The following is a 19,586-nucleotide window of genomic DNA, read 5'->3' as shown; positions in this document are numbered from 1 at the left end:
GCGTCCTAGCACAAATTTTTCGTTACACCGCGGCCCGGCGAATCGTCGCCAGCAGACCTGCCGCGCCGATGAACAGGCCGGCGAAGGTCCGGTTCATCCGCCGTTGCTGTTTCGGGGTGCGCAGCAAACGCAGGACCTTGGATGCCAGCCCGGTGTACCCGGCCATGACAATGAGGTCGACGCAGATCATGGTCACGCCCAGGATCAGGTATTGCTTGACCAACGGGGCATGGGGATCGATGAACTGCGGCAGCACCGCGAGCATGAATACCAGCGCCTTGGGGTTGCTGATGTTCACCAGGAAACCGCGGAACACCAAAGCCAGGGGCTTGCCGATGGGGCGCACCGCCGCGTCGTCGCTAAGGTCTGCGGGAATGGCCCGCCATTGCTTGACGCCCAGATAGACCAGGTACGCCACGCCGAACCACTTGATTGCGTAGAAGGCGGTAGCCGACGCGGTGAGAATCGCGCCGACACCGGCGGCGACAATCACGATCTGCAACGCCAGCCCCAATTGCAGGCCCAGGGCGTTCCAGTAGCCACGCCAGAAACCGTATTGCAGACCGCTGGACATCGATGCAATGGCACCGGCGCCCGGCGAAAGGCTGATGACCCAGCAGGCGGCGAAGAACGCCAGCCACGTTTCCAGCAACATCGCACACCTCGGCTCAGTTCCGTCGAAACGAATAAGCTAATGCGCCGCCGTGCGGATAACCACCGTTTTTTTCAGAACCCGCCCAGGTTTCGGACTATTCGACGAAACCGCCGACCGGAAACGCTTCGCTGCCGCGCCAGCGCCGGACCGAACGCTGGAAGAACAGGCTGTTGGGCACCTGCACCATGGAGCTGCCGGTACCGAGCTCCTCGGGTTCGATCAAGGTGGTGTAGAGCAGGTTGATCGCCACCACCCGCCCCTTGATCCCAGGCTTGTCGGTGGCCTCGACCAGCTCGACCACGTCACCCAGGCGGAACGGCCCGACGGTGTAGATCAGAATGGCGCAGAGCAGGTTCGACAGCACGCTCCAGATGGCGAAGAACGCCACCGCCGCAACGGCAACGAACCCCGACAGCGCGGTCCACAGCACCGTGGCCGAAACGCCGAGGCGTTCGAGCGCCACCAGTACCGCGCTGCCCATGATCAGCCAGCGCAGCACACCGCGCAGGATGATCACCAATTGGGGCGGCAGTGGGTAACGTTCACCGAGCCCCGTGAGGAAGCGCGCGACGACACGCTGGGCAACATAACCGACCAACAGAATCAGCAGGATTTGCACACCGAGCCAGATCGGCTCGATCCACATGACGGGTATAGGCAGGGACAACGCTTCCATCAGGACAACGCCTCCAGCTCCGCTTGCAGGTTTTCCAGCAACTCCAGGGCTTGCATCCACGCCTCCTCAAGTTCCGCTTCTCGAACTTTCAGCCTGGCCTGTTCAGCCAGCAGATCACGCAGCTCGTCCTTGCGCGCTGCCTCGTAGAGACCGCTGTCGCCAAGGCTGGTTTCGATTTTCTGCAGCTTTTCATGCAGCTTGCCCAACTCGACTTCGAGCTTGTCGGCCTCGCGCTTGTGCGGCGCCAACTGCTGACGCAATGCTGCCGCGGCCTGGCGCTGGGCCTTCTTGTCGGTTTTGTCCGGGTTCACCGGAGTGCTGCTGACCGGTGCGTTGCGCTGGCGATATTCCACCAGCCAGCGCGCATAGTCTTCGAGATCGCCATCGAACTCCTCGACCTTGCCGTCGGCCACCAGGAAGAAGTTGTCCGTGGTGCTCTTGAGCAAATGCCGGTCGTGGGAGACCACCAGCACCGCGCCGCTGAACTCTTGCAAGGCCATGGTCAGGGCTAGGCGCATCTCCAGGTCCAGGTGGTTGGTCGGCTCGTCGAGCAGCAACAGGTTCGGCCGGTCCCAGGCGATCAACGCCAGCGCCAGGCGCGCCTTCTCGCCACCGGAGAAATTCAGCACCGGCTCGTCGATACGCGCACCGCGAAAGTCGAAACCACCGAGGAAATCGCGCAAAGTCTGTTCACGTTCGGTCGGCGCCAGGCGTTGCAGATGCAACAGCGGGCTGGCCTTGGCATCGAGCGAGTCCAACTGATGCTGGGCGAAGTAGCCGACCACCGTGTTTTCGCCGCGCGTCAAGCGTCCGGCCAAGGGCTGGAGCTCGCCAGAGAGGTTCTTGATCAGGGTCGACTTGCCGGCACCGTTGGGTCCCAGCAGACCGATCCGCGCGCCTGGGGTCAGTTGCAGCTTGACCTTCTCCAGTACGGTCTTGTCGCCGTAGCCCAGGCGCGCGTCGGACAGGTCGATCAGCGGACTGGAGATCTTGCTCGATTCGCGGAAGACAAAATCGAATGGCGAGTCGACGTGGGCCGCCGACAGTTCTTCCATCCGCTCCAGCGCCTTGATCCGGCTCTGGGCCTGGCGGGCCTTGGTAGCCTGGGCCTTGAAGCGGGCGATGTAGCTTTCCATGTGCGCACGTTGCGCTTGTTGCTTCTCGTAGGCCTGCTGTTGCTGGGCCAGACGTTCGGCCCGGGCACGCTCGAAGGCACTGTAGCCACCGCGGTACAAGGTGAGCTTGCGCTGGTCGACATGGGCTACGTGATCCACCACGGCGTCGAGGAAGTCGCGGTCGTGGGAAATCAGCAGCAGTGTACCGGGGTAACTCTTGAGCCAGTCTTCGAGCCAGATGATCGCATCCAGATCCAGGTGGTTGGTCGGCTCGTCGAGCAGCAGCAGGTCCGACGGACACATCAGGGCTTGCGCCAGGTTCAGGCGCATCCGCCAGCCACCGGAGAAGTCGCCGACCTGACGGTCCATCTGTTCATTGGTAAAGCCCAGGCCGGCCAACAATTTTCGCGCCCGGGCGTCCGCAGTGTAGCCGTCGGCACTGTCGAGCTCCGAGTGCAGGCGCGCCTGGGCGGCACCGTCATGGGCGGCTTCGGCCGCGGCGAGATCGCGTTGCACCTCACGCAGACGCAGGTCGCCATCGAGCACATAATCCACGGCCAGGCGTTCGAGCGTATCGACCTCCTGACGCATGTGGGCGATGCGCCAATCCGCCGGCAGGAAGCAATCGCCGGAGTCGGGGTGCAACTCGCCGCGCAGCAAAGCGAACAGGCTCGATTTGCCGGCGCCGTTGGCACCGATGAGGCCGGCTTTGTGGCCGGCGTGCAGGGTCAGCTCGGCGTCTTCTAGCAGACGTTGCGGGCCACGCTGTAAAGTCAGGTTCTGAAGTCGAATCATAATGGCGGCGGAGTCTACCAGCTTCGCTCGCAACTGGCGCGAGTAGCACGATGTCCTCTGATCTGTGGAGCTTTTCGATCAACCTTTATGCCAGGCCTGGCGTGGAAGCGGCGTGCCTGGCCTTGCAGGCAGAAGGCGCGAACGTCTGCCTGGTGCTTTGCGGGCTGTGGCTGGAACAACGCGGGGTCACCTGTGATGAGCAGAGATTGCAGCAGCTTCGGCAGGTGGCCGGCCCCTGGGACGCAGCCGTCGTCCAGCCATTGCGGACGTTGCGCACACAATGGAAAGACCTTGCCCTTCATGACGCCGGGCTGGGTGGCCTGCGCGAACAGATCAAGAAACTGGAGCTGGAAGCCGAACGACAATTGCTGGAGCGGCTGGAAGCCACGGCGGGAGACTGGCCCAAGGGCCAGGATGAAGCGACAGCGCAGTGGCTGCAGAGGCTGGTGGCGAATGCCGGCCAAACCAACCGCGACGCGCTGCATCGGCTGCGCGTCGCGGCAGTTACCCCTTAGGAAGCGCGGGGTGGAGTGGTGCTCGGCGCGGTGGTTACGCTTGGGTTCACCGCTGGTGCCGGCGTGCTGGCCGTTGGCGCAGGCGTCACTGCGGCCGCTGGTGCTGGCGCGGCAGGCTTGGCAACCGGAGTCGTCGCCGGTTTTGCAGCAGCAGGCTTTTTCACGGCAGGCTTCGCAGCGGGTTTGGCTGCAGGCTTTGCAGCGGCCGGCTTGGCCGTTGCGGGCTTGGCGGCTGGTTTGGCTGCTGCGGGTTTTGCCACGGCCTTTACAGGTGCTTTGACGGGAGCCTTGGCAGCAGCAATCGGCTTGGCCGCCGATTTGACAGCAGGCTTGGCGGCAGCGGGCTTGGCAGCGGCAGCCTTGGCGGCCGGCTTCGCGGCAGCAGGTTTGGCCGCCACTTTCGCAGCAGGCTTGGCAGCGGCGGTCTTCGTCGCAGCGGGTTTGGCAGCAACGGTTTTAGCGGCAGGCTTGGCGGCAACTTTTGCGGCTGGTTTGGCGGCAACAGGCTTGGCAGCAGGAGCTTTAACGGCAGGCTTGGCAGTTGCTTTCACGGCCGGTTTTTTCGCCGCAGGTTTTGCAGCGCTGGCAGCGACTGGTTTCACGGCTGGTTTGGCAGCCGGCTTGCTGGCAACTTTGGCGGCTGGCTTGACGGGCGCCTTGGCCGCAGTTTTTGCCGCGACAGGTTTAGCCGCCGGCTTCTTGGCCGATACAGCGGCAGGCTTGGCCGCGCGAAGGCTCAGCGCCTTGCCGGCGGCTTCTTGAACGCGACCGACACCTTGGGCCAGCTTCAGGCTTTCCTGGGCATCACGCTTGAGTTGCAGGATGTAAGCGCGGGTTTCGGATTGACGATCCTTCAAGGCATCGAGCAGGTCTTCGAGCTCCTTCACGGCATCCTTGGCCTTGGTTTGTGCCTTGGCCTTGCCGGCGGTTGCCGCGTCTTGCAGCTTGGTTCGCGACTTGTGCAGTTTTTCCTGCGCCTTGCCGCGCTGTTTTTCCAGCTTGGCGAGCAGTTTTTCAGCATCAGCCAGAGCTTGGGAGCAGGCATTTTCCAGATGCTCGAGCAAGCTGCCCGACAATTGTTGGAGCAAGTGCAACGGAGTGTTTACAGGCTTCTTGGTGGCCGACATGGTTTACCTCCTGACTGACGTGAGTGCGGCTCATACTAGACCTCTGCTGCAACCGCCGCTAGGGCATGTTGACACTACACAAGGCGTTGCGTTGCACGAGGCAAAAAATAGTCTGCAGCACTGCCAGGACAAATCGCGTTGAGCGTTATCGACACTGGCATAATCCCTCGAATCGAGGGCGGAGAACGTACACATGTCGCGTCACCTTTTTTTGTTTCTTTGCATGGTTTGCTCCCTGGCTCAGGCCGCTGAAAAATCCGATCCCAACGACGGTCGCGACCTGGCCTACAGCCTCGGCGCGAGCCTTGGCGAGCGCCTGCGTCAGGACGTGCCGGACCTGCAGATCCAGGCGCTTGTCGAAGGCCTGCAGCAGGCCTATCTGGGTAAACCGTTGGCCCTGGCAGATGAACGCATCGAACGGATCCTGGCCGAACATCAGGCGCAACTCCTGGCGCAGTCGTCCACGCCGCAAACGCAAATGGCGCTGAAGAGCGAGCGGAAATTTCTCGATGAGGAAAAAGGCCGGCCGGGCGTCCAGCAATTGTCGGACGGCATCCTGCTCACCGAACTCAAGCCAGGCAGCGGCGCGAAGGCCGGCCCCCACGGCAAGGTCCAGGTGCGGTATGTCGGTCAATTGCCGGACGGCACCGTATTCGATTCCAACCATCAGGCGCAGTGGTTCAATCTTGACAGCGTGATTGACGGGTGGCGCAGCGCACTGCCGCAGATGCCGGTGGGCGCGAAGTGGCGATTGGTGATTCCTTCGGCCCTGGCCTATGGCGCCGAAGGTGCCGGGGACGTGATTCCACCCTTCACGCCGCTGGTGTTCGAAATTGAATTGCTGGGCGCAACGACCTGAAGCCGTTAAACGAAAAACGGCGCGCAAAGCGCACCGTTTCCTGTCACCGCCAAGCCCTCAAGCCTGGGCGGTAGCCTCTTCCTTGTGGGCGTTGTGCAGCACCTCGATCAGGCAATCCTCCAGCTCGAAACGCTCATGCAACAAACCGCCCAGTTCCTTGAATTTTTCCGCTACGCATTTACCTTCATCGCAGAGGTCATTGAAGGCCAACAGCTTCTCGGTGATGACATCGATGCGCGGATAAATCGTATCGGCCAGTTCGAGGCCGCGTTTGTCATTGAAGGCCTTGGCCTCGCCCGTCAGTTGCTCGTAGATCTCGAAATGACCGGCCGACACATAGTCCACCAGCACACCGCAAAATTCCTGCAAAGGCTTGCGACTTTCACTCAGTGCTTCAGGCTTGTCGCCAAGAGCATCATAGGCTCGAACCAGTTCATGACGCTCCTGCAACCAGCGGTCGATCAGCAGATGCACCCCACCCCAGCGTTCCTGAGCATTCTGACAACTTTCGAGCATGGTGATTTCTTCCCTTCTGAGTCACACCCCTCGCAGTCTGGAGCACACCTGGATGACCAGGAACGAGCCAGACACAACTAGATCGAGTGGCATGATTCCAATGATACGTGCCGGCCAGATTATGCCCGCACGACAACTGCTTCAAGGTACGCAGGCTATAAAGTTCATACAAGTGTTTGATCCAGCCTTCGGACCAACTGCGACGTCTCGTCGCCGAGCGGTGGCACCAGGGCATTCCAGGCCAGGCGCAGCAGCAGATAAGTCATCGAGATGAAGAGCGCGATAAAAAACAGCAGGCTCCATTCAGGGATGCTCAGACGAAACAGCGTCCAAGAGACGCTCGTGCAATCGATCGCTCCGTCAAGCGCGCGATGCATGGCGTGCCACCACAGATCGGCGCCCCTGAGCTTGGGGCAACAGCTCGATCGAATCGCTCTGCGCAAGGACGTGATACCACGCCAGCGCCAGCCCTCCCGAGACGAAGACCACGCTCACCGCCGCATACACAACGCTTCCCCCGAGACCCGGGCCATGCACGCAAGCGGCAAGACAGGTCATCAGGAACAGCGTCAGGCATAACCGCTGCAAAATGCACAGGCTGCACGGGGTCAGACCGACCGCATATTCCAGGTAAAACGTGATCCCCAAAACCAGAGCCGCGGCGATGGAAGCCAGGAGAAACAGAGAGCGAGAGCTGGCCAAAGACATGGCGGTTCCGTAACAGAAAAGACAAGCGGTTACGGTAGAGGAAAGCCCTCGGACCTTTCAAGACGAGGCGTTGCGGAGACTTCGTCAAAGATGTAGGGAATACCCGACAAGCACCACGGGACTTGGCGCAGCAGGCTGTAGGATTTTACTGAAGAGAGCTTCAGCGGCCGCATAACGGACACAATTCACCCTCGACGGGATGGAATTGCGGCAAGGAAGCAAGCTTCCTCGCCACGATGATTCATTGGCAATTCAAGTGCTCGGAACCGGCAAGGGTGCCGCCAGCAAGCGCTCGTCCAGCAGCCCCAACCCCTCTTGGAATAACTGGTTGCTGCGCTCCGCATCGCCCAGTTGCGCCAGCAAGCGGGCCAGTTCGGCACAGGCCTCAGGGTTGCGCTGGATGCGCAGGCTGCTTTCGAGATAATCCCGCGCCTTGCCCCACAAGCTGTTTTGCAAGCACAGACGCCCCAGCGTCAGGAGCAGGCTCGGATCATTCGGATGCTCCTTGAGCCAGCCCTCGGCCGCTTGCAACTGGCGGCTCGGGTCAGCGCCGCGAACCAGTCCGTACAAACGCGCCAGGTGGCTGTCATAGTGTCGTTTGAGCGCAACCCGCAACACCTCCTCAGCCTGCGCCTGGGCGCCCAGCTGACGAAGTTGCTCGGCATAGGCGAGCACCATTGCCGGTTCCTGGCGCTGGGCTGAGGTGAGCTGTTGCCAGGCCCGATCAAGCGATTGCAAGCCGACGCTTCCGTCAGCTTCGCGATGGGCAGCCAAGGTGAGATTTTCACCCCAGGCCCGCCGTTCCAGCTCAGCCAGTTCGGCGGGCGGCAGGACCTTGTCCTTGCGCAGCTCCGGCAACAGCCGGATCACCGCCGACCAGTCACCGCGCTGCTGGTGCAAGCGCTGCAACTGACGCAGGGTCTGGGCATTGTGAGGATGGCGTTCATGCATGGCTTGCAGCGTGCTCAACGCACCGTCGGTGTCACCCCGGTCCGTCTGCAACTGGGCGTGAGTCAAGGCGATGGCCAGCTCGGCCTGGGGCTGCCGCTCCAGGGCGCGCTCAAGCAGGCTGTCGCTTTGCTCATAGAGGCCTTGTTCATTGGCCGCGCGGGCGGCGCCGAGGTAATACAACAAAGGCTGGCGCTCGGCTTCGGCGGCGCGGTGAAGATGCCGCTGGGCGCTGGCCCAACGGCCTTCGGCCAGGTCCAGCTGGCCATGTTCGATTGCAACTTGTACGCGACGACTGCGGTTGCGTCGCGACCACGGGTTGACCACGCCAGTGGACGTGGTTACCAGCCCGACCAGAGCAAACACTGCGCGCCACAACAACCAGATCACCGCGATCAGTGCGAGGGTGACCCACAGGCCGGCTTCGTAGCGGAAGCTCTTGTACGCCACCAGCACGTAACCCGAATGCTCGGAAATCGCCACGCCCAGCAAGGCTGCGACCGCGATGACCACGAACAGAATCACGTAGAGACGTTTCATGGCGCGGTCTCCTGCCCGCCCGCCTTGGGCAGCGGCTTGACCGAGTCTTCAGCATTCAGGTTGCGGCGCTCGAGGTAGGCCTGGACGGCGCTCAGAGTGCCGGTCAGGTCCGGCGTGACCACCGTCACCGGCAACTTGCTCAACTCGCCAACCCGCTCGAGCATGATCCTGCTTTGCGGATTGTCCTGGTTGAAGTTGTTCCTGAGCACGTCACGCGCCTCGGCCAGCGCCTGGGTGTACACCGCCGCTTGGCCATTGAGCGCCGCCCATTGCGCCTGCTCCAGGGCCAGGCTCAAGGCCAGGCGCACCTGGACCAGGCTCTGCCCGGCCAGGAGCGGACGGACGTTTTCATCGGCGTTGAAATCGATGCGGATATAACGCGAGATCCGATCCCACCACTGTGCCCAGCGACTGGCACCATCGCCGTCGCTCGTCAGCCCCAGCAGCGACTCGCCACGGTCCTTGTATTCGGGCGCAAGCTCGGTCAGCTGTAGCACCTGGTCACGCAAGGCACCCAGTTGCAGGAACAGCCCGGTGCGATCCGGCTGCTCGGTGCTGCGCAGCGCAGCGAGGGTCTTGGCCAATTGTTCGCGGGCAGCGAACGAGCCCGGGTCGTTCTGCTCGCGCAGGATCTCGTCGGCACCCTGCACCAGCGCCTGGGCACTGCTGATGTCCTGCAGGGCGGAAAGACGCAGGCTGGCCAGGCGCAACAAATGCTCGGCTTCGGCCAGGCGCCAATCCTTGCGGCTGGCACCCAGCACGGTTTCCAGGCGCTGGTTGAGACGCTGCTGGTCGCCTTGCAACTGGGCAACCTGGCGGCGGCGCTCCTCCAGTTCTTCGGCCGGAGGCAATTGCTCCAGACGCGCGCTCAGGCGTTGCTCATTGAGCTTGAGGCCCTGGGCCTGGTCGTTGAGCGACTGGACCTGCGCGGATTGCTGCTGGGTGCTGGCTTGCAGATGACGCACTTGCCATACACCCCAGCCACCCACGGCGACGCCGGCAGCCCCCAACAACAACGCGACAATCGCCAGCCCGTTGCCGCGCCGCGGTGCTATCGGCGGCGCCGTTTCAAGCGGTGCATCGAGTGCTGGCTGGTCCTGATCTTTTGGCAAGGCTGTTTCGCTCACGTATCCATCCTTTGCATTGGAAAACGGCACGGATTGTTCCCGTAATGCCGCCAGCAAAGCCGCGGCGCTGGCGCCACGGCAATCAATAACTGTCCGGGCCCCGGCGGCACGCGCCATGTCGGCGACCCTGGGGCTTGGAACGAACAACGGCAGCCGCGCCAGGGCGGGCCACGCTTCACCGGCGAGCCGGCGCAGATGCTCGAAGCCCTGCCCACTGCTGACCACCAGCGCGTTCAAGCGTTCCGCTTCGACCCTGGCCGGCAGTTCGCCCTCGGCGTATTGCGGCAGGCCGCGCCGGTACAGCTCAAGATAGTCGACACTAGCACCTTGCTCGCGCAAACGCTCTGCCAGCAAGCCGCGCCCACCCTCACCACGGACGATCAAGACACGGGGATCGGGCCGGTCGATAGCCTGGCGCAACGGCCCGAGCTCAAGCAAGGCTTCGCTGTCGTCGCCGTTATCGGGATAAAACACGCTTAGGCCGGCATCGGCAAGAATCTGTCCGGTTGCGGCGCCCACGCTGAACCATGGCAAGACCGGAGGTTGCGGCCAATACTGACGCAGCAGCTCCACACACAAGCGCGCGGCGGGCTTGCTGACCACGATCACGGCGCAATACTGATTCAATTCAAGGAGGATCGCCTGCCCGGATTCGGTCACCGGGACCGGCTCGATATCCAGCAGCGGCAGGCTGCTGCTGTAGATCCCCGCATCCGCCAGCACAGCCGCCAGGGCCGCCGATTCGTCCGTCGGCCGGGTCAGCAGCAGCCGCCAGCCCGTCACGCGTGGCCAGCCTCGCCGTAGACTTTCTTGAGGATGTCATCGGCGCCCTGGCTCAGCAGGTCTTCGGCCACCCGCACGCCCAGCGCCTCGGCATCGCGGCGCGGTGCTCGGGCCTGGGCGCTGAGCAGTTGGCCGCCGCTGGGATCGCCCACCAGGCCACGCAGCCAGACCTGATCGCCTTCGAGCACGGCGTAGCAGGCAATCGGCACCTGGCATCCGCCGTTCAGATGCTTGTTCAGGGCGCGTTCGGCGAAGACCCGCGTGGCGGTGTCGTCGTGGTGCAGCGGCGCCAGCAGCGCATGGATTTCGCTGTCGGCGCTACGGCATTCGATGCCCACCGCGCCTTGCCCACCGGCCGGCAGGCTGTCATCGACGCTGATGGCCGAGGTGATGCGATCTTCAAACCCGAGCCGGATCAGGCCGGCGGCGGCGAGGATGATCGCGTCGTATTCGCCAGCATCGAGCTTGGCCAAGCGCGTGTTGACGTTGCCGCGCAGGAAGCGGATCTGCAGGTCCGGACGCCGCGCCAGCAACTGCGCCTGGCGACGCAGGCTGGAAGTGCCGACCACACTTCCCGGAGGCAATGCTTCAAGACTGGAAAAGCTGTTGGAGACAAACGCATCACGCGGGTCTTCCCGCTCGCAGATGCAAAAAAGGCCCAGGCCTTCGGGGAAGTCCATGGGCACATCTTTCATCGAGTGCACGGCGATGTCGGCTTCGTTGTCCAGCAGGGCGGTTTCCAGCTCCTTGACGAACAGGCCCTTGCCACCAATCTTCGACAGTGGCGAATCGAGCAGTTTGTCACCGCGACTGACCATCGGCACCAGCGATACGATCAGGCCAGGGTGGGCCGCTTCCAGGCGGGTTTTGACGTACTCGGCCTGCCAGAGAGCCAAGGCGCTTTTACGGGTGGCGATGCGGATCTCGCGAGGGGACATGGATCAATCCGTACTTAAAAGATACGGCAGATAATAACAGCTCAGCCAAATCCGCTTTGACTTGAATCACGACGCAAAGGCCTCCCTGGCCGCCAATCCTGGAGATGGAACGCTGCGGGACGCCACGCTAAAGCTGTTGCATCATCTTGCGCACGCCCGCCACATGCCGCCGGCTAACGATCAGCGCGTCGCCATTGAGCCCCTTGAGGTAAAGCTGGAAGTGCCCGAGGGGGGTGCGTTGCAAACGCTCGATACGCTCGCGAGCCACCAAGGCGTTGCGGTGGATGCGTACAAACCGTTCGCCGAACTCGTCCTCCAGCGCCTTGAGCGGCTCGTCCAGCAGCACTTCTCCGCTTTCGTGGCGCAAGGTCACGTATTTGTGGTCGGCAATGAAGTAGACCACCTGGTTCAACGGAATCAGCTCGATACCTTTTCGGGTCCGTGCGCTGATATGGCTGCGCGGGCCGCTGCCGCTCTCGGCGGCCGGGCGGGTAAGCGCCGCCAGTTGCACGCGGTTCGGTCGCTCGGCCTTGCGCAACGCTTCTTCCAGCGCCTCGACGGAAACCGGCTTGATCAGATAGCCCACGGCACCGGCCTGCAACACCTCCGGAGGAAAATCGTCCCGGGTGGTACAGAACACCACCGCGGGAGGCGACTCGCGCTCGCACAGCTTGGCCGCGACCTGCAGCCCGTCCAGGCCAGGCATGCGGATGTCGAGCAGCACGATATCCGGCTTGTGGCTGTCGATTAGGGCCAACGCCTCTTCGCCATTGGTGGCGCTCGGCTCCAGGACACTGTAACCCTCGAGTTCGCCAAGCATTCGGCTCAGGCGCTCGCGGACCAGTGGTTCGTCGTCAACGATCAGGACATTCATATTGCGCTGGATTCCTGCGTGAGTCTCGCACAAGGATAGCGTAGACAGGGGAAGTGACATCCGTCACCGCGATCCACGCTAAGACTCGTCCGAGGGCCAAAAAGTGCCGCGAGGTGGTTGCCTATCTTTACCAGCGCTTGCCTACCGGAGCTCGAGGCCTGTTGTCGCACAACGTCGCCACAGGGACTGTTAACACTCGATCTGATCAATATGAGCACCCCCCATTTTTTTGGTGCGTCCGATGCGTCCAGGATGAAAAAGCAAAGCCCTACGTCCACTGTAGACGGTTGCCGCGACGATATTGCTCAATCGAAAAATATCGTTGTGCAAAAACCCGGCAAATGCCTGGCTTTTCCGGGTAAAAAACCTGCCGACCATTGCCAGCGCCAGCCCCGGCAACCCTGCTATCATCCGCCGCAGCCTTAACCGCTAATTTTTTCTTCAGCCGATCACGAGCGAATTCATGAGCACTGACAAGACCAATCAGTCCTGGGGCGGCCGCTTCAGTGAACCCGTCGACGCTTTCGTCGCCCGCTTCACCGCCTCCGTCAACTTTGACCAGCGCCTGTATCGCCACGACATCATGGGCTCGATTGCCCACGCCACCATGCTGGCCAAGGTCGGCGTGCTGACCGATGCCGAGCGCGACAGCATCATCGATGGCCTGAAGACCATCCAGGGCGAGATCGAGGCAGGCCAGTTCGACTGGCGCGTGGACCTTGAAGACGTGCACATGAACATCGAAGCGCGCCTGACCGATCGCATCGGCGTAACCGGCAAGAAGCTGCACACCGGTCGCAGCCGCAACGACCAGGTCGCCACTGACATCCGCTTATGGCTGCGCGATGAAATCGACCTGATCCTGGCTGAGATCACCCGCCTGCAAAAAGGCCTGCTGGAACAGGCCGAGCGCGAGGCCGGGAGCATCATGCCGGGCTTCACGCACTTGCAAACCGCGCAACCTGTAACGTTTGGGCATCACATGCTGGCCTGGTTCGAGATGCTCAGCCGCGACTACGAGCGCCTGGTCGACTGCCGCAAACGCACCAATCGCATGCCCCTGGGCAGCGCCGCGCTGGCCGGCACGACCTATCCGATCGACCGTGAATACACCGCGCAACTGCTGGGCTTCGATGCGGTGGGCGGCAACTCGCTGGATAACGTTTCGGACCGCGACTTCGCCATCGAATTCTGCTCCGCCGCGAGCATCGCGATGATGCACCTGTCGCGCTTCTCCGAAGAGCTGGTGCTGTGGACCAGCGCGCAATTCCAGTTCATCGATCTGCCCGACCGTTTCTGCACCGGCAGCTCGATCATGCCGCAAAAGAAAAACCCCGACGTGCCGGAGCTGGTAAGGGGCAAGAGCGGCCGGGTATTCGGCGCGCTGATGGGCCTGCTGACCCTGATGAAAGGCCAGCCACTGGCCTACAACAAGGACAATCAGGAGGACAAGGAGCCGCTGTTCGACGCCGCCGATACCTTGCGCGATTCGCTACGCGCGTTCGCCGACATGATCCCGGCCATCAAGCCCAAGCATGCGGTCATGCGCGAAGCGGCCCTGCGCGGCTTCTCCACCGCCACCGACCTGGCCGATTACCTGGTCCGTCGTGGCCTGCCGTTCCGTGACTGCCATGAGATTGTCGGCCATGCCGTGAAGTACGGCGTCGACAACGGCAAGGACCTGGCGGAAATGAGCCTGGAAGAACTGCGCCAGTTCAGCGACCAGATCGAGCAGGACGTGTTCGCCGTGTTGACGCTGGAAGGCTCGGTCAATGCCCGTGATCATGTTGGCGGTACGGCGCCGGCGCAGGTAAAAGCGGCGGTCGTTCGTGGCCAGGCGCTTCTCGCCGGCCGATAAGCCAAACCGAAGCTTCGCGAGCAGGCTCGCTCCCACACTGGTTCTCCATGTTCACAAGACTTTGTGTTCACTGAAGATCCACTGTGGGAGCGAGCCTGCTCGCGAAGGCGTCCTCAAGGCGCCAGAACCTTACTTCCTGGCAGCAATCTTCGCCAGGAACGCCGGCATTTCAGCCTCTCGATCCGCCGCAATCCGCTGCACGTGCGGATTTTGCCCCAGCAGCTCCATCAAGGCCCTGGCCTTCGGCATCTCTGCCAGCAAGTCGATATCGAAAACCTTCTTGCCCACCGGCAAGGCCAGCGAAAGGCTGTAGTAGAAATACAGGTCGGCAATGCTCAGGCTGTCGCCCGCCACATAAGGCGAGAATTTCCCGTGCCGGCCAAGCGAGGCAAACCCGAGCAATAACTCGCCCTTGGCCTTGTCCTTGATCGCCTCGGGCACCACCATGCCAAAAAACGCTTCGGGATAGCAGGCACGCCCCGGCAGCTCGATGTACAACTCGATTTCCCGGCACAAGGCCAGCACCTGGGCGCGCTCGAACGGGTCGCTGGGCAGCAGGGCCTTGCCCGGCTGGGTTTGCTCGATATATTCCAGAATGACGCTGGTCTCGTTGATAAAGCCCTGCTCGGTCTTCAATACCGGCACCTTGCCGCGCGGGCTGATGGCCAGGGCTTCCGGGGTCTGGGCGCCAAAGAACTGGACCTCTTCGAAGGGCAGCCCCTTCTCCAGCAGCGCCAGCTTGACCATGTTGTAATAATTGCTGACAGAAAAACCATAAAGCTTGAGCATTCCATAGCCTCCAGGCCGTGCGGGGTTGGCAGCCTTGGGTTATAGACCGGCGGGACACTTCGCGCCAGGCGCATCACGCTGCTGAATGCAGGTAAACTGGCGGCCTTTTCTACAGGAGGCTGCCATGAGCGAGCCAAGCGATATCGAACATGACGAAGAAGAATTCGTCGAATCCACGCTGATCCAGGCCATCGAGAACCAGATCGAAAGCGACAACCCGCCAGCGGCCAAGGCCACCTTCAACAAGTTGACCCTGGTCGGTTATGAGCGTGAAGAAATCCTCAACCTGATGGCCCACGTGCTGGCGGTGGAAATCGACGCGATCCTGGAAGAAGACCGCCCGTTCAATACCGAATGGTACGAAGCCGCCCTGCGTGCCCTGCCCGAGCTGCCGCCGGAAAAGAAATGACCCGACAGGCAACGCTGCTCTTGTGGTGAGGGAATGCCTGGACTTGCTACAAAAAACAAAAAAGCATGACTCCGGCACTGGACAGCTCGGCCGAGTGCGCTCACCTTAGTGACGCTGTCGACCAAATTCCTAGAAAGTCTGGAGTCCTTATGTCGCTTACCCCTGAGCTGGTTGCCGAACTGGAAATCCTTGCACTCTTCAACCTGGACAGTTCCCAGGAAGGCCTGAAAATTCATCAGACCGCTGCCCCGAAAGCCATCGCCGCTGCCAAGCGCCTGTTCGAAAAAGACCTGATAGACCAACCCGATGGCGGTTATCTGACCAGCCTGGGGCGTGATGCCGCGCAAAATGTGCAAACTGTCCTGACGATACTCCGCGCCGAAGAAACCGCCTGATCTCCTCCTCGCCCACGGAAATCCCTTTGCCTCGGGGTTTCCGCAGGCGCACAGGCTTCTTTCGTAAAAATCCTGACGTCAAAATCATTTTCAGCTCAAGAATTCCACGATTCGGGCGCTAACCTGCCATCACTTGTGCTTCCCCACGTGCGACGCCGCGAGCCGGTTTGAGCTGACATGACCCGCAATCACGAAATACGCCCCGATCTGGACCAGGGAATCGACCGCAAGGTCCTGAGCCAGTTACGCGCGCGTTTCCTCAAGCTCAATACCGGCCGCATGGAGCGCGCCCTCGAAGGGTTGTCGACTCGCCAGCAGGGCGTATTGACGCTGCTTCCGCTGTTCTTTCACGTCAACCATCCACTGCTGCCCGGCTATGTCTCCGGCAGCACGCCCGCCGGGTTGTCGAATTACGAGCCCGACGCCAATGTCCTCGCCGAGGCCCAGCGGCTGACCCGCTCGTTTTCGTATAAGCCGCGCCATGGCAGCAACCCTCCGCGGCCCATCCTCGGCCTGTTCCTGATGGGCAGCCTCGGCACGCTCGCCCAGGCCGACCAGAGCGACATGGATGTGTGGGTGTGTCACGGCCCGGACCTGAGCGACGATGAGCTCGCCGAGCTACGCAAGAAATGCCAGCTGCTGGAAATCTGGGCCGCCACCCAGGGCGCCGAGGCTCACTTTTTCCTCATCGACCCGGCGCGATTCGTCCGCGGCGAACGGGACAACCAGCTCAGCTCCGATGACTGCGGCACCACCCAGCATTATCTGTTGCTGGACGAGTTCTACCGCACCGCCATCTGGCTGGCCGGACGCACGCCGATCTGGTGGCTGGTGCCGGTCTATGAAGAAGAGAACTATCAGCAATACACCCACACGCTGATTTCCAAGCGCTTCATCCGCGCTGACGAAACCCTCGACCTCGGGCATCTGGCCTACATCCCGCCGGGGGAATTCATCGGCGCCGGCCTCTGGCAGCTGTTCAAGGGCATCGAGTCGCCCTACAAATCCGTGCTCAAACTGTTGCTGACCGAGGTCTACGCCAGCGAACACCCGGACGTGCGCTGCCTGAGCCTGCGCTTCAAGCAGGCGGTGTTCGCCAATCGCCTGGACCTGGACGAGCTCGACCCGTACATGGTGATTTACCGCCGTCTCGAGGAATACCTCAACGCCCGTGGCGAACCGGAACGCCTGGAGCTGATCCGCCGCGCGCTGTACCTGAAGGTCAATCGCAAGCTCACTGGCCACGCCCGCAGCAGCGGCTGGCAACGCAACCTGCTTGAACGCCTGGCGCGGGACTGGGGCTGGGATCAACGCCAACTCGCGTTGCTCGACAGCCGCAGCCAATGGAAGGTCCGTCAGGTCAGTAATGAGCGGCGCGCATTGGTCAACGAGCTGACCTACAGCTATCGCTTCCTGACCCAGTTCGCCCGCACTGAAAAGACCGTCAGCCTGATCAACAAGCGCGACCTCAATGTCCTTGGCCGACGGCTGTATGCGGCCTTCGAGCGCAAGGCCGACAAGGTCGAGTTCATCAATCCCGGGATCGCCCCGGACCTGGCCGAAGACACCCTGACCCTGGTCCAGTCGCCGAACAAGAAAGAGCCGGGGCAGAACCAGTGGGGTTTGTACAACGGCAGCCTGAATGCCTTGGAATGGGAGAACTTCGCGCCGATCAAGCGCAGCCGCGAATTGCTCGAATTGCTCACCTGGAGCCACCGCAACGGCGTGATCGACAGCAGCACGCGCCTGGCGCTGCACCCCGGCGACAGCGACCTGAGCGAGTTCGAGCTGTTCAACCTGCTGGGCAGCCTGCAACAGTCCATCGCCCTGCCCCTGGCCACGGTTGATGAAGAACAGCTGCTGCATGCCAGCGTACCCAGCGAAGTGCTGATCCTGGTGAACGTCGGCGTCGACCCGCTCAAGCATCACCGCGACTTGAACATCCTGATGACCACCGAGCGCACCGACTCCTTGAGCTACGCCGGTGTCCGCGAAAACCTGGTATTGACCCTCGACCAGGTCACGCTCAACAGCTGGAATGAAGTGCTGGTCAACCGGTTCGACGGCGAGCACGCCCTGCTCGATTGCCTGCGCGACTACCTCAACGACTTGCCCGTCATGCAGCGCCAGCCACGCTTGCAGGTGCGCTGCTTCTGCCACAACCGTGCGCAATTCATCGCGCGACGGGTTGAAGAAGTCATCGAGACCGCCCAGACCTTGCTGCTGAGCAAACTCAACTACCGCTACCTGCTTCAGGTCCAGCAGCATTATCACGTGCTGGAGCTGGTGCCCGGCCAGGTCAACCATGTGGCGTTGAGCAGCCTGCCGGCGTTGATGGACTACCTGGGCGAAGAGTTGACGGCGTACAGCCCGCTGCATCTGGACGCGATGGCCATGGAAGAACACGACGCGGCCCTGATCCTGCCTATGGGCCAGCCCGAGTGCATCCAGGTGTTCTACCGGGTCTACGAGGAAGAAGCGGAGCTGTATGTGCTCGATGAATTCAACGCGTTGTGGCAGCAGCGCCTGCCTTATCACGATGAACAAAGCCTGCTGGTGCCGCTGCAGCGCTTCCTGCAGTCGGTGCTGTATCGCCGCGACGCCTTGCTGCCGATGGACGCTACCCAGCCGCTGACCCTGGAAGTCCTTTATTACCAGCTCCTGCCTTCGGGTAACGGCCGGGCCCGGCGGGTCGAATCACGGCAGGCGCCGCAGACGCCGGTCAACAAGCCGTTCTACGACGTACAGGCGATCATCGGCAAAGCGGCGCACGGGCAAGTGCACGTCACTCTTTATTGCGACCAGCGGGAGTTTTCTGAACTGGAGCATGGCGACCAGCTGTTTCACGTGGTCGCCAGGGAAATCGTCGGGCAGCGCCGCGACGCCGAACGCTACCGCTGCTATATCACCGACCTGGACCTCTCCGGCCTGGTCGGCGACAGTGCTTGCCCAAGCATTTTGTTCCTGCGCTACAAGGCCGACCTGGAGCGCGCACTGAACGAAGCATTGAATCAGGTCTGACGGGGTTCAGGACGGGAAATCACCGCCATTGGCCGGCTGGGACTCGACTTCCAGCAAGGTCAGCTTCAAGGTCTTGCCACCCGGCGCCGGCCAGTCGATGTGCTGCCCCACCTTCAAGCCCAGCAAGGCACTGCCCACCGGAGCCAGGATCGAAATCCGGCCCTCGTCGGCGTTGGCGTCCTTCGGGTAGACCAGCGTCAGATGGTAATCCTTGCCGCTGCTTTCCTCGCGGCAGTGCACGCGCGAATTCATGGTCACGACATCGGCGGGCACTTCATCGTGGCCGACCAGTGTCTCGGCGCGATCCAGTTCGGTTTGCAACGCGATCACACCGGGAAGCGTGTCATCCAGGCTGTCGATCAAGCGCTCCAGACGTTGTACGTCCAGGCGAGTCAGGGTGATGGAAGGTGCGGTCATGATCCAGGCAGACTCCTTTCTTCTGCACGAAAAAAGCAAAACCCCGCCACATAAGACGGGGTTTTCACGCGCCTCGATGAGTTGAGGCGTTGCTGGACACTAACACAGCTCAAAAAATATACAACCCGGATGGTTTTTGCGCATTGCAATGGAGAAACAGATAACTGTGGCGAGGGGATTTATCCCCGCTGGGGCGCGAAGCGGCCCTGAACCTGTGGCCTAGGTGTGTCAGGCAGATCGTGCCGAGCTTCTCTTGGGGCTGCTTCGCAGCCCAGCGGGGATAAATCCCCTCGCCACAGACTCATGACAAAGACTTGCGTTTGGCCGCCTCGGCACAGATCACCCGCCGGCGCTCATCATCCGCCGAGCGCCATTCGCGGATATCTTCCACGTGCCGGAAACAACCGAGGCAGACCTTCTGCTCATCCAGCTTGCACACGCTGGTGCAAGGCGACGGAACGGCGGGGCTGACGTTGCTGTAGAGCGGCTTGGGTGGCCGCGCCGGGGCTGGCTGGCTCACG

Annotated in this window: 19 protein-coding genes and 3 pseudogenes; 6 read left to right on the top strand and 16 right to left on the bottom strand. The window is 62.0% G+C overall.

The features are described 5' to 3' along the window. Positions 1-22 precede the first annotated feature (22 nt). The 3 genes from rhtB to PSH78_RS01115 all read right to left on the bottom strand — a co-directional run bounded on the left by rhtB (position 23) and on the right by PSH78_RS01115 (position 3,241). Positions 23-655 carry a homoserine/homoserine lactone efflux protein gene (rhtB, locus tag PSH78_RS01125; protein WP_305497986.1) on the bottom strand — a complete coding sequence of 211 codons (633 nt, stop codon included), beginning with the start codon at positions 653-655 and terminating at the stop codon, positions 23-25. Positions 656-749: 94 nt separating this feature from the next. Next, positions 750-1,331, bottom strand: coding sequence for a mechanosensitive ion channel family protein (locus PSH78_RS01120; protein ID WP_305497985.1), 582 nt, complete (start codon positions 1,329-1,331; stop codon positions 750-752). Then, positions 1,331-3,241, bottom strand: coding sequence for an ATP-binding cassette domain-containing protein (locus PSH78_RS01115; RefSeq protein WP_305497984.1), 1,911 nt, complete (start codon positions 3,239-3,241; stop codon positions 1,331-1,333). Before PSH78_RS01115 ends, PSH78_RS01120 begins: the two co-directional genes overlap by 1 nt. Before the next feature lie 50 nt (positions 3,242-3,291). Between PSH78_RS01115 and PSH78_RS01110 the strand changes: the two genes are divergently transcribed. Then, a complete protein-coding gene (locus PSH78_RS01110) occupies positions 3,292-3,756 on the top strand; it encodes a TIGR02444 family protein (protein ID WP_305497983.1) in 465 nt (154 codons plus the stop codon). Here PSH78_RS01110 and PSH78_RS01105 read toward each other — a convergent pair. Continuing rightward, on the bottom strand, positions 3,753-4,883 hold the full coding sequence (locus PSH78_RS01105) for an AlgP family protein (RefSeq protein WP_305497982.1): 1,131 nt from the start codon (positions 4,881-4,883) through the stop codon (positions 3,753-3,755). The two genes, PSH78_RS01110 and PSH78_RS01105, sit on opposite strands and share 4 nt — an antisense overlap. Positions 4,884-5,076: 193 nt before the next feature. Between PSH78_RS01105 and PSH78_RS01100 the strand changes: the two genes are divergently transcribed. Further along, the gene (locus tag PSH78_RS01100; RefSeq protein ID WP_305497981.1) at positions 5,077-5,742 is read left to right on the top strand and encodes an FKBP-type peptidyl-prolyl cis-trans isomerase; all 666 of its coding nucleotides are present in this window, start codon (positions 5,077-5,079) and stop codon (positions 5,740-5,742) included. A gap of 57 nt (positions 5,743-5,799) precedes the next feature. Here the strand turns inward: PSH78_RS01100 and rsd are convergent, their stop codons facing one another. The 9 genes and pseudogenes from rsd to PSH78_RS01060 form a co-directional block, all read right to left on the bottom strand. Next, on the bottom strand, positions 5,800-6,258 hold the full coding sequence (rsd, locus tag PSH78_RS01095; RefSeq protein WP_305497980.1) for a sigma D regulator: 459 nt from the start codon (positions 6,256-6,258) through the stop codon (positions 5,800-5,802). 164 nt (positions 6,259-6,422) lie between these two features. Next, a pseudogene (locus tag PSH78_RS01090) lies at positions 6,423-6,966 on the bottom strand (disulfide bond formation protein B). 252 nt (positions 6,967-7,218) lie between these two features. Next, a complete protein-coding gene (locus PSH78_RS01085) occupies positions 7,219-8,454 on the bottom strand; it encodes a heme biosynthesis protein HemY (RefSeq protein WP_305497979.1) in 1,236 nt (411 codons plus the stop codon). Next, positions 8,451-9,581, bottom strand: a complete 1,131-nt coding sequence (locus tag PSH78_RS01080; RefSeq protein WP_305501432.1) for a uroporphyrinogen-III C-methyltransferase — start codon at positions 9,579-9,581, stop codon at positions 8,451-8,453. The genes PSH78_RS01085 and PSH78_RS01080 overlap by 4 nt, the downstream gene beginning before the upstream one ends. A gap of 36 nt (positions 9,582-9,617) precedes the next feature. After that, positions 9,618-10,364, bottom strand: a pseudogene (locus PSH78_RS01075) (uroporphyrinogen-III synthase); the annotation flags it as partial. Further along, positions 10,361-11,302 carry a hydroxymethylbilane synthase gene (hemC, locus tag PSH78_RS01070; RefSeq protein ID WP_305497977.1) on the bottom strand — a complete coding sequence of 314 codons (942 nt, stop codon included), beginning with the start codon at positions 11,300-11,302 and terminating at the stop codon, positions 10,361-10,363. The pseudogene PSH78_RS01075 and the gene hemC, both read right to left, overlap by 4 nt. Before the next feature lie 127 nt (positions 11,303-11,429). Then, positions 11,430-12,176 (bottom strand): LytTR family DNA-binding domain-containing protein, encoded by a 747-nt coding sequence (locus PSH78_RS01065; RefSeq protein ID WP_305497976.1) that lies wholly within the window; start codon positions 12,174-12,176, stop codon positions 11,430-11,432. Continuing rightward, a pseudogene (locus PSH78_RS26555) lies at positions 12,173-12,322 on the bottom strand (sensor histidine kinase); the annotation flags it as partial. The gene PSH78_RS01065 and the pseudogene PSH78_RS26555, both read right to left, overlap by 4 nt. Before the next feature lie 43 nt (positions 12,323-12,365). Beyond that, the gene (locus PSH78_RS01060) at positions 12,366-12,587 is read right to left on the bottom strand and encodes a hypothetical protein (protein WP_305497975.1); all 222 of its coding nucleotides are present in this window, start codon (positions 12,585-12,587) and stop codon (positions 12,366-12,368) included. Positions 12,588-12,639: 52 nt separating this feature from the next. On the opposite strand from PSH78_RS01060, the gene argH reads away from it, so the two are divergent. Beyond that, on the top strand, positions 12,640-14,034 hold the full coding sequence (argH, locus tag PSH78_RS01055) for an argininosuccinate lyase (protein ID WP_305497974.1): 1,395 nt from the start codon (positions 12,640-12,642) through the stop codon (positions 14,032-14,034). 129 nt (positions 14,035-14,163) lie between these two features. Here the strand turns inward: argH and PSH78_RS01050 are convergent, their stop codons facing one another. Then, on the bottom strand, positions 14,164-14,823 hold the full coding sequence (locus PSH78_RS01050; protein WP_305497972.1) for a glutathione S-transferase family protein: 660 nt from the start codon (positions 14,821-14,823) through the stop codon (positions 14,164-14,166). 124 nt (positions 14,824-14,947) lie between these two features. On the opposite strand from PSH78_RS01050, the gene PSH78_RS01045 reads away from it, so the two are divergent. From PSH78_RS01045 to PSH78_RS01035, 3 genes are all read left to right on the top strand, one after another. Beyond that, positions 14,948-15,232 (top strand): hypothetical protein, encoded by a 285-nt coding sequence (locus PSH78_RS01045; protein ID WP_305497970.1) that lies wholly within the window; start codon positions 14,948-14,950, stop codon positions 15,230-15,232. Between the two features lie 149 nt (positions 15,233-15,381). Continuing rightward, entirely contained in the window at positions 15,382-15,627 is a 246-nt protein-coding gene (locus PSH78_RS01040; protein ID WP_150724924.1) for a TIGR02647 family protein, read from the top strand. 177 nt (positions 15,628-15,804) lie between these two features. Further along, the gene (locus PSH78_RS01035; protein ID WP_305497966.1) at positions 15,805-18,648 is read left to right on the top strand and encodes a class I adenylate cyclase; all 2,844 of its coding nucleotides are present in this window, start codon (positions 15,805-15,807) and stop codon (positions 18,646-18,648) included. 6 nt (positions 18,649-18,654) lie between these two features. Here the strand turns inward: PSH78_RS01035 and rnk are convergent, their stop codons facing one another. Next, positions 18,655-19,065 carry a nucleoside diphosphate kinase regulator gene (rnk, locus tag PSH78_RS01030; protein ID WP_305497965.1) on the bottom strand — a complete coding sequence of 137 codons (411 nt, stop codon included), beginning with the start codon at positions 19,063-19,065 and terminating at the stop codon, positions 18,655-18,657. Positions 19,066-19,366: 301 nt separating this feature from the next. Then, positions 19,367-19,585, bottom strand: a complete 219-nt coding sequence (locus PSH78_RS01025) for a DUF1289 domain-containing protein (RefSeq protein ID WP_305497964.1) — start codon at positions 19,583-19,585, stop codon at positions 19,367-19,369. Position 19,586 lies beyond the last annotated feature (1 nt).

This window comes from Pseudomonas sp. FP198 (assembly GCF_030687895.1).
Lineage (GTDB): Bacteria > Pseudomonadota > Gammaproteobacteria > Pseudomonadales > Pseudomonadaceae > Aquipseudomonas.
The sequence above is the reverse complement of the archived record's forward strand: the minus strand, read 5'-3'. Positions and strand labels throughout refer to the sequence as shown.

Coding starts and splice junctions, on each gene's coding strand:
- rhtB (WP_305497986.1), bottom strand. CDS start 655: ATGTTGCTGGAAACGTGGCTGGCGTTCTTCGCCGCCTGCTGGGTCATC.
- PSH78_RS01120 (WP_305497985.1), bottom strand. CDS start 1,331: ATGGAAGCGTTGTCCCTGCCTATACCCGTCATGTGGATCGAGCCGATC.
- PSH78_RS01115 (WP_305497984.1), bottom strand. CDS start 3,241: ATGATTCGACTTCAGAACCTGACTTTACAGCGTGGCCCGCAACGTCTG.
- PSH78_RS01110 (WP_305497983.1), top strand. CDS start 3,292: ATGTCCTCTGATCTGTGGAGCTTTTCGATCAACCTTTATGCCAGGCCT.
- PSH78_RS01105 (WP_305497982.1), bottom strand. CDS start 4,883: ATGTCGGCCACCAAGAAGCCTGTAAACACTCCGTTGCACTTGCTCCAA.
- PSH78_RS01100 (WP_305497981.1), top strand. CDS start 5,077: ATGTCGCGTCACCTTTTTTTGTTTCTTTGCATGGTTTGCTCCCTGGCT.
- rsd (WP_305497980.1), bottom strand. CDS start 6,258: ATGCTCGAAAGTTGTCAGAATGCTCAGGAACGCTGGGGTGGGGTGCAT.
- PSH78_RS01085 (WP_305497979.1), bottom strand. CDS start 8,454: ATGAAACGTCTCTACGTGATTCTGTTCGTGGTCATCGCGGTCGCAGCC.
- hemC (WP_305497977.1), bottom strand. CDS start 11,302: ATGTCCCCTCGCGAGATCCGCATCGCCACCCGTAAAAGCGCCTTGGCT.
- PSH78_RS01065 (WP_305497976.1), bottom strand. CDS start 12,176: ATGAATGTCCTGATCGTTGACGACGAACCACTGGTCCGCGAGCGCCTG.
- PSH78_RS01060 (WP_305497975.1), bottom strand. CDS start 12,587: ATGATAGCAGGGTTGCCGGGGCTGGCGCTGGCAATGGTCGGCAGGTTT.
- argH (WP_305497974.1), top strand. CDS start 12,640: ATGAGCACTGACAAGACCAATCAGTCCTGGGGCGGCCGCTTCAGTGAA.
- PSH78_RS01050 (WP_305497972.1), bottom strand. CDS start 14,823: ATGCTCAAGCTTTATGGTTTTTCTGTCAGCAATTATTACAACATGGTC.
- PSH78_RS01045 (WP_305497970.1), top strand. CDS start 14,948: ATGAGCGAGCCAAGCGATATCGAACATGACGAAGAAGAATTCGTCGAA.
- PSH78_RS01040 (WP_150724924.1), top strand. CDS start 15,382: ATGTCGCTTACCCCTGAGCTGGTTGCCGAACTGGAAATCCTTGCACTC.
- PSH78_RS01035 (WP_305497966.1), top strand. CDS start 15,805: ATGACCCGCAATCACGAAATACGCCCCGATCTGGACCAGGGAATCGAC.
- rnk (WP_305497965.1), bottom strand. CDS start 19,065: ATGACCGCACCTTCCATCACCCTGACTCGCCTGGACGTACAACGTCTG.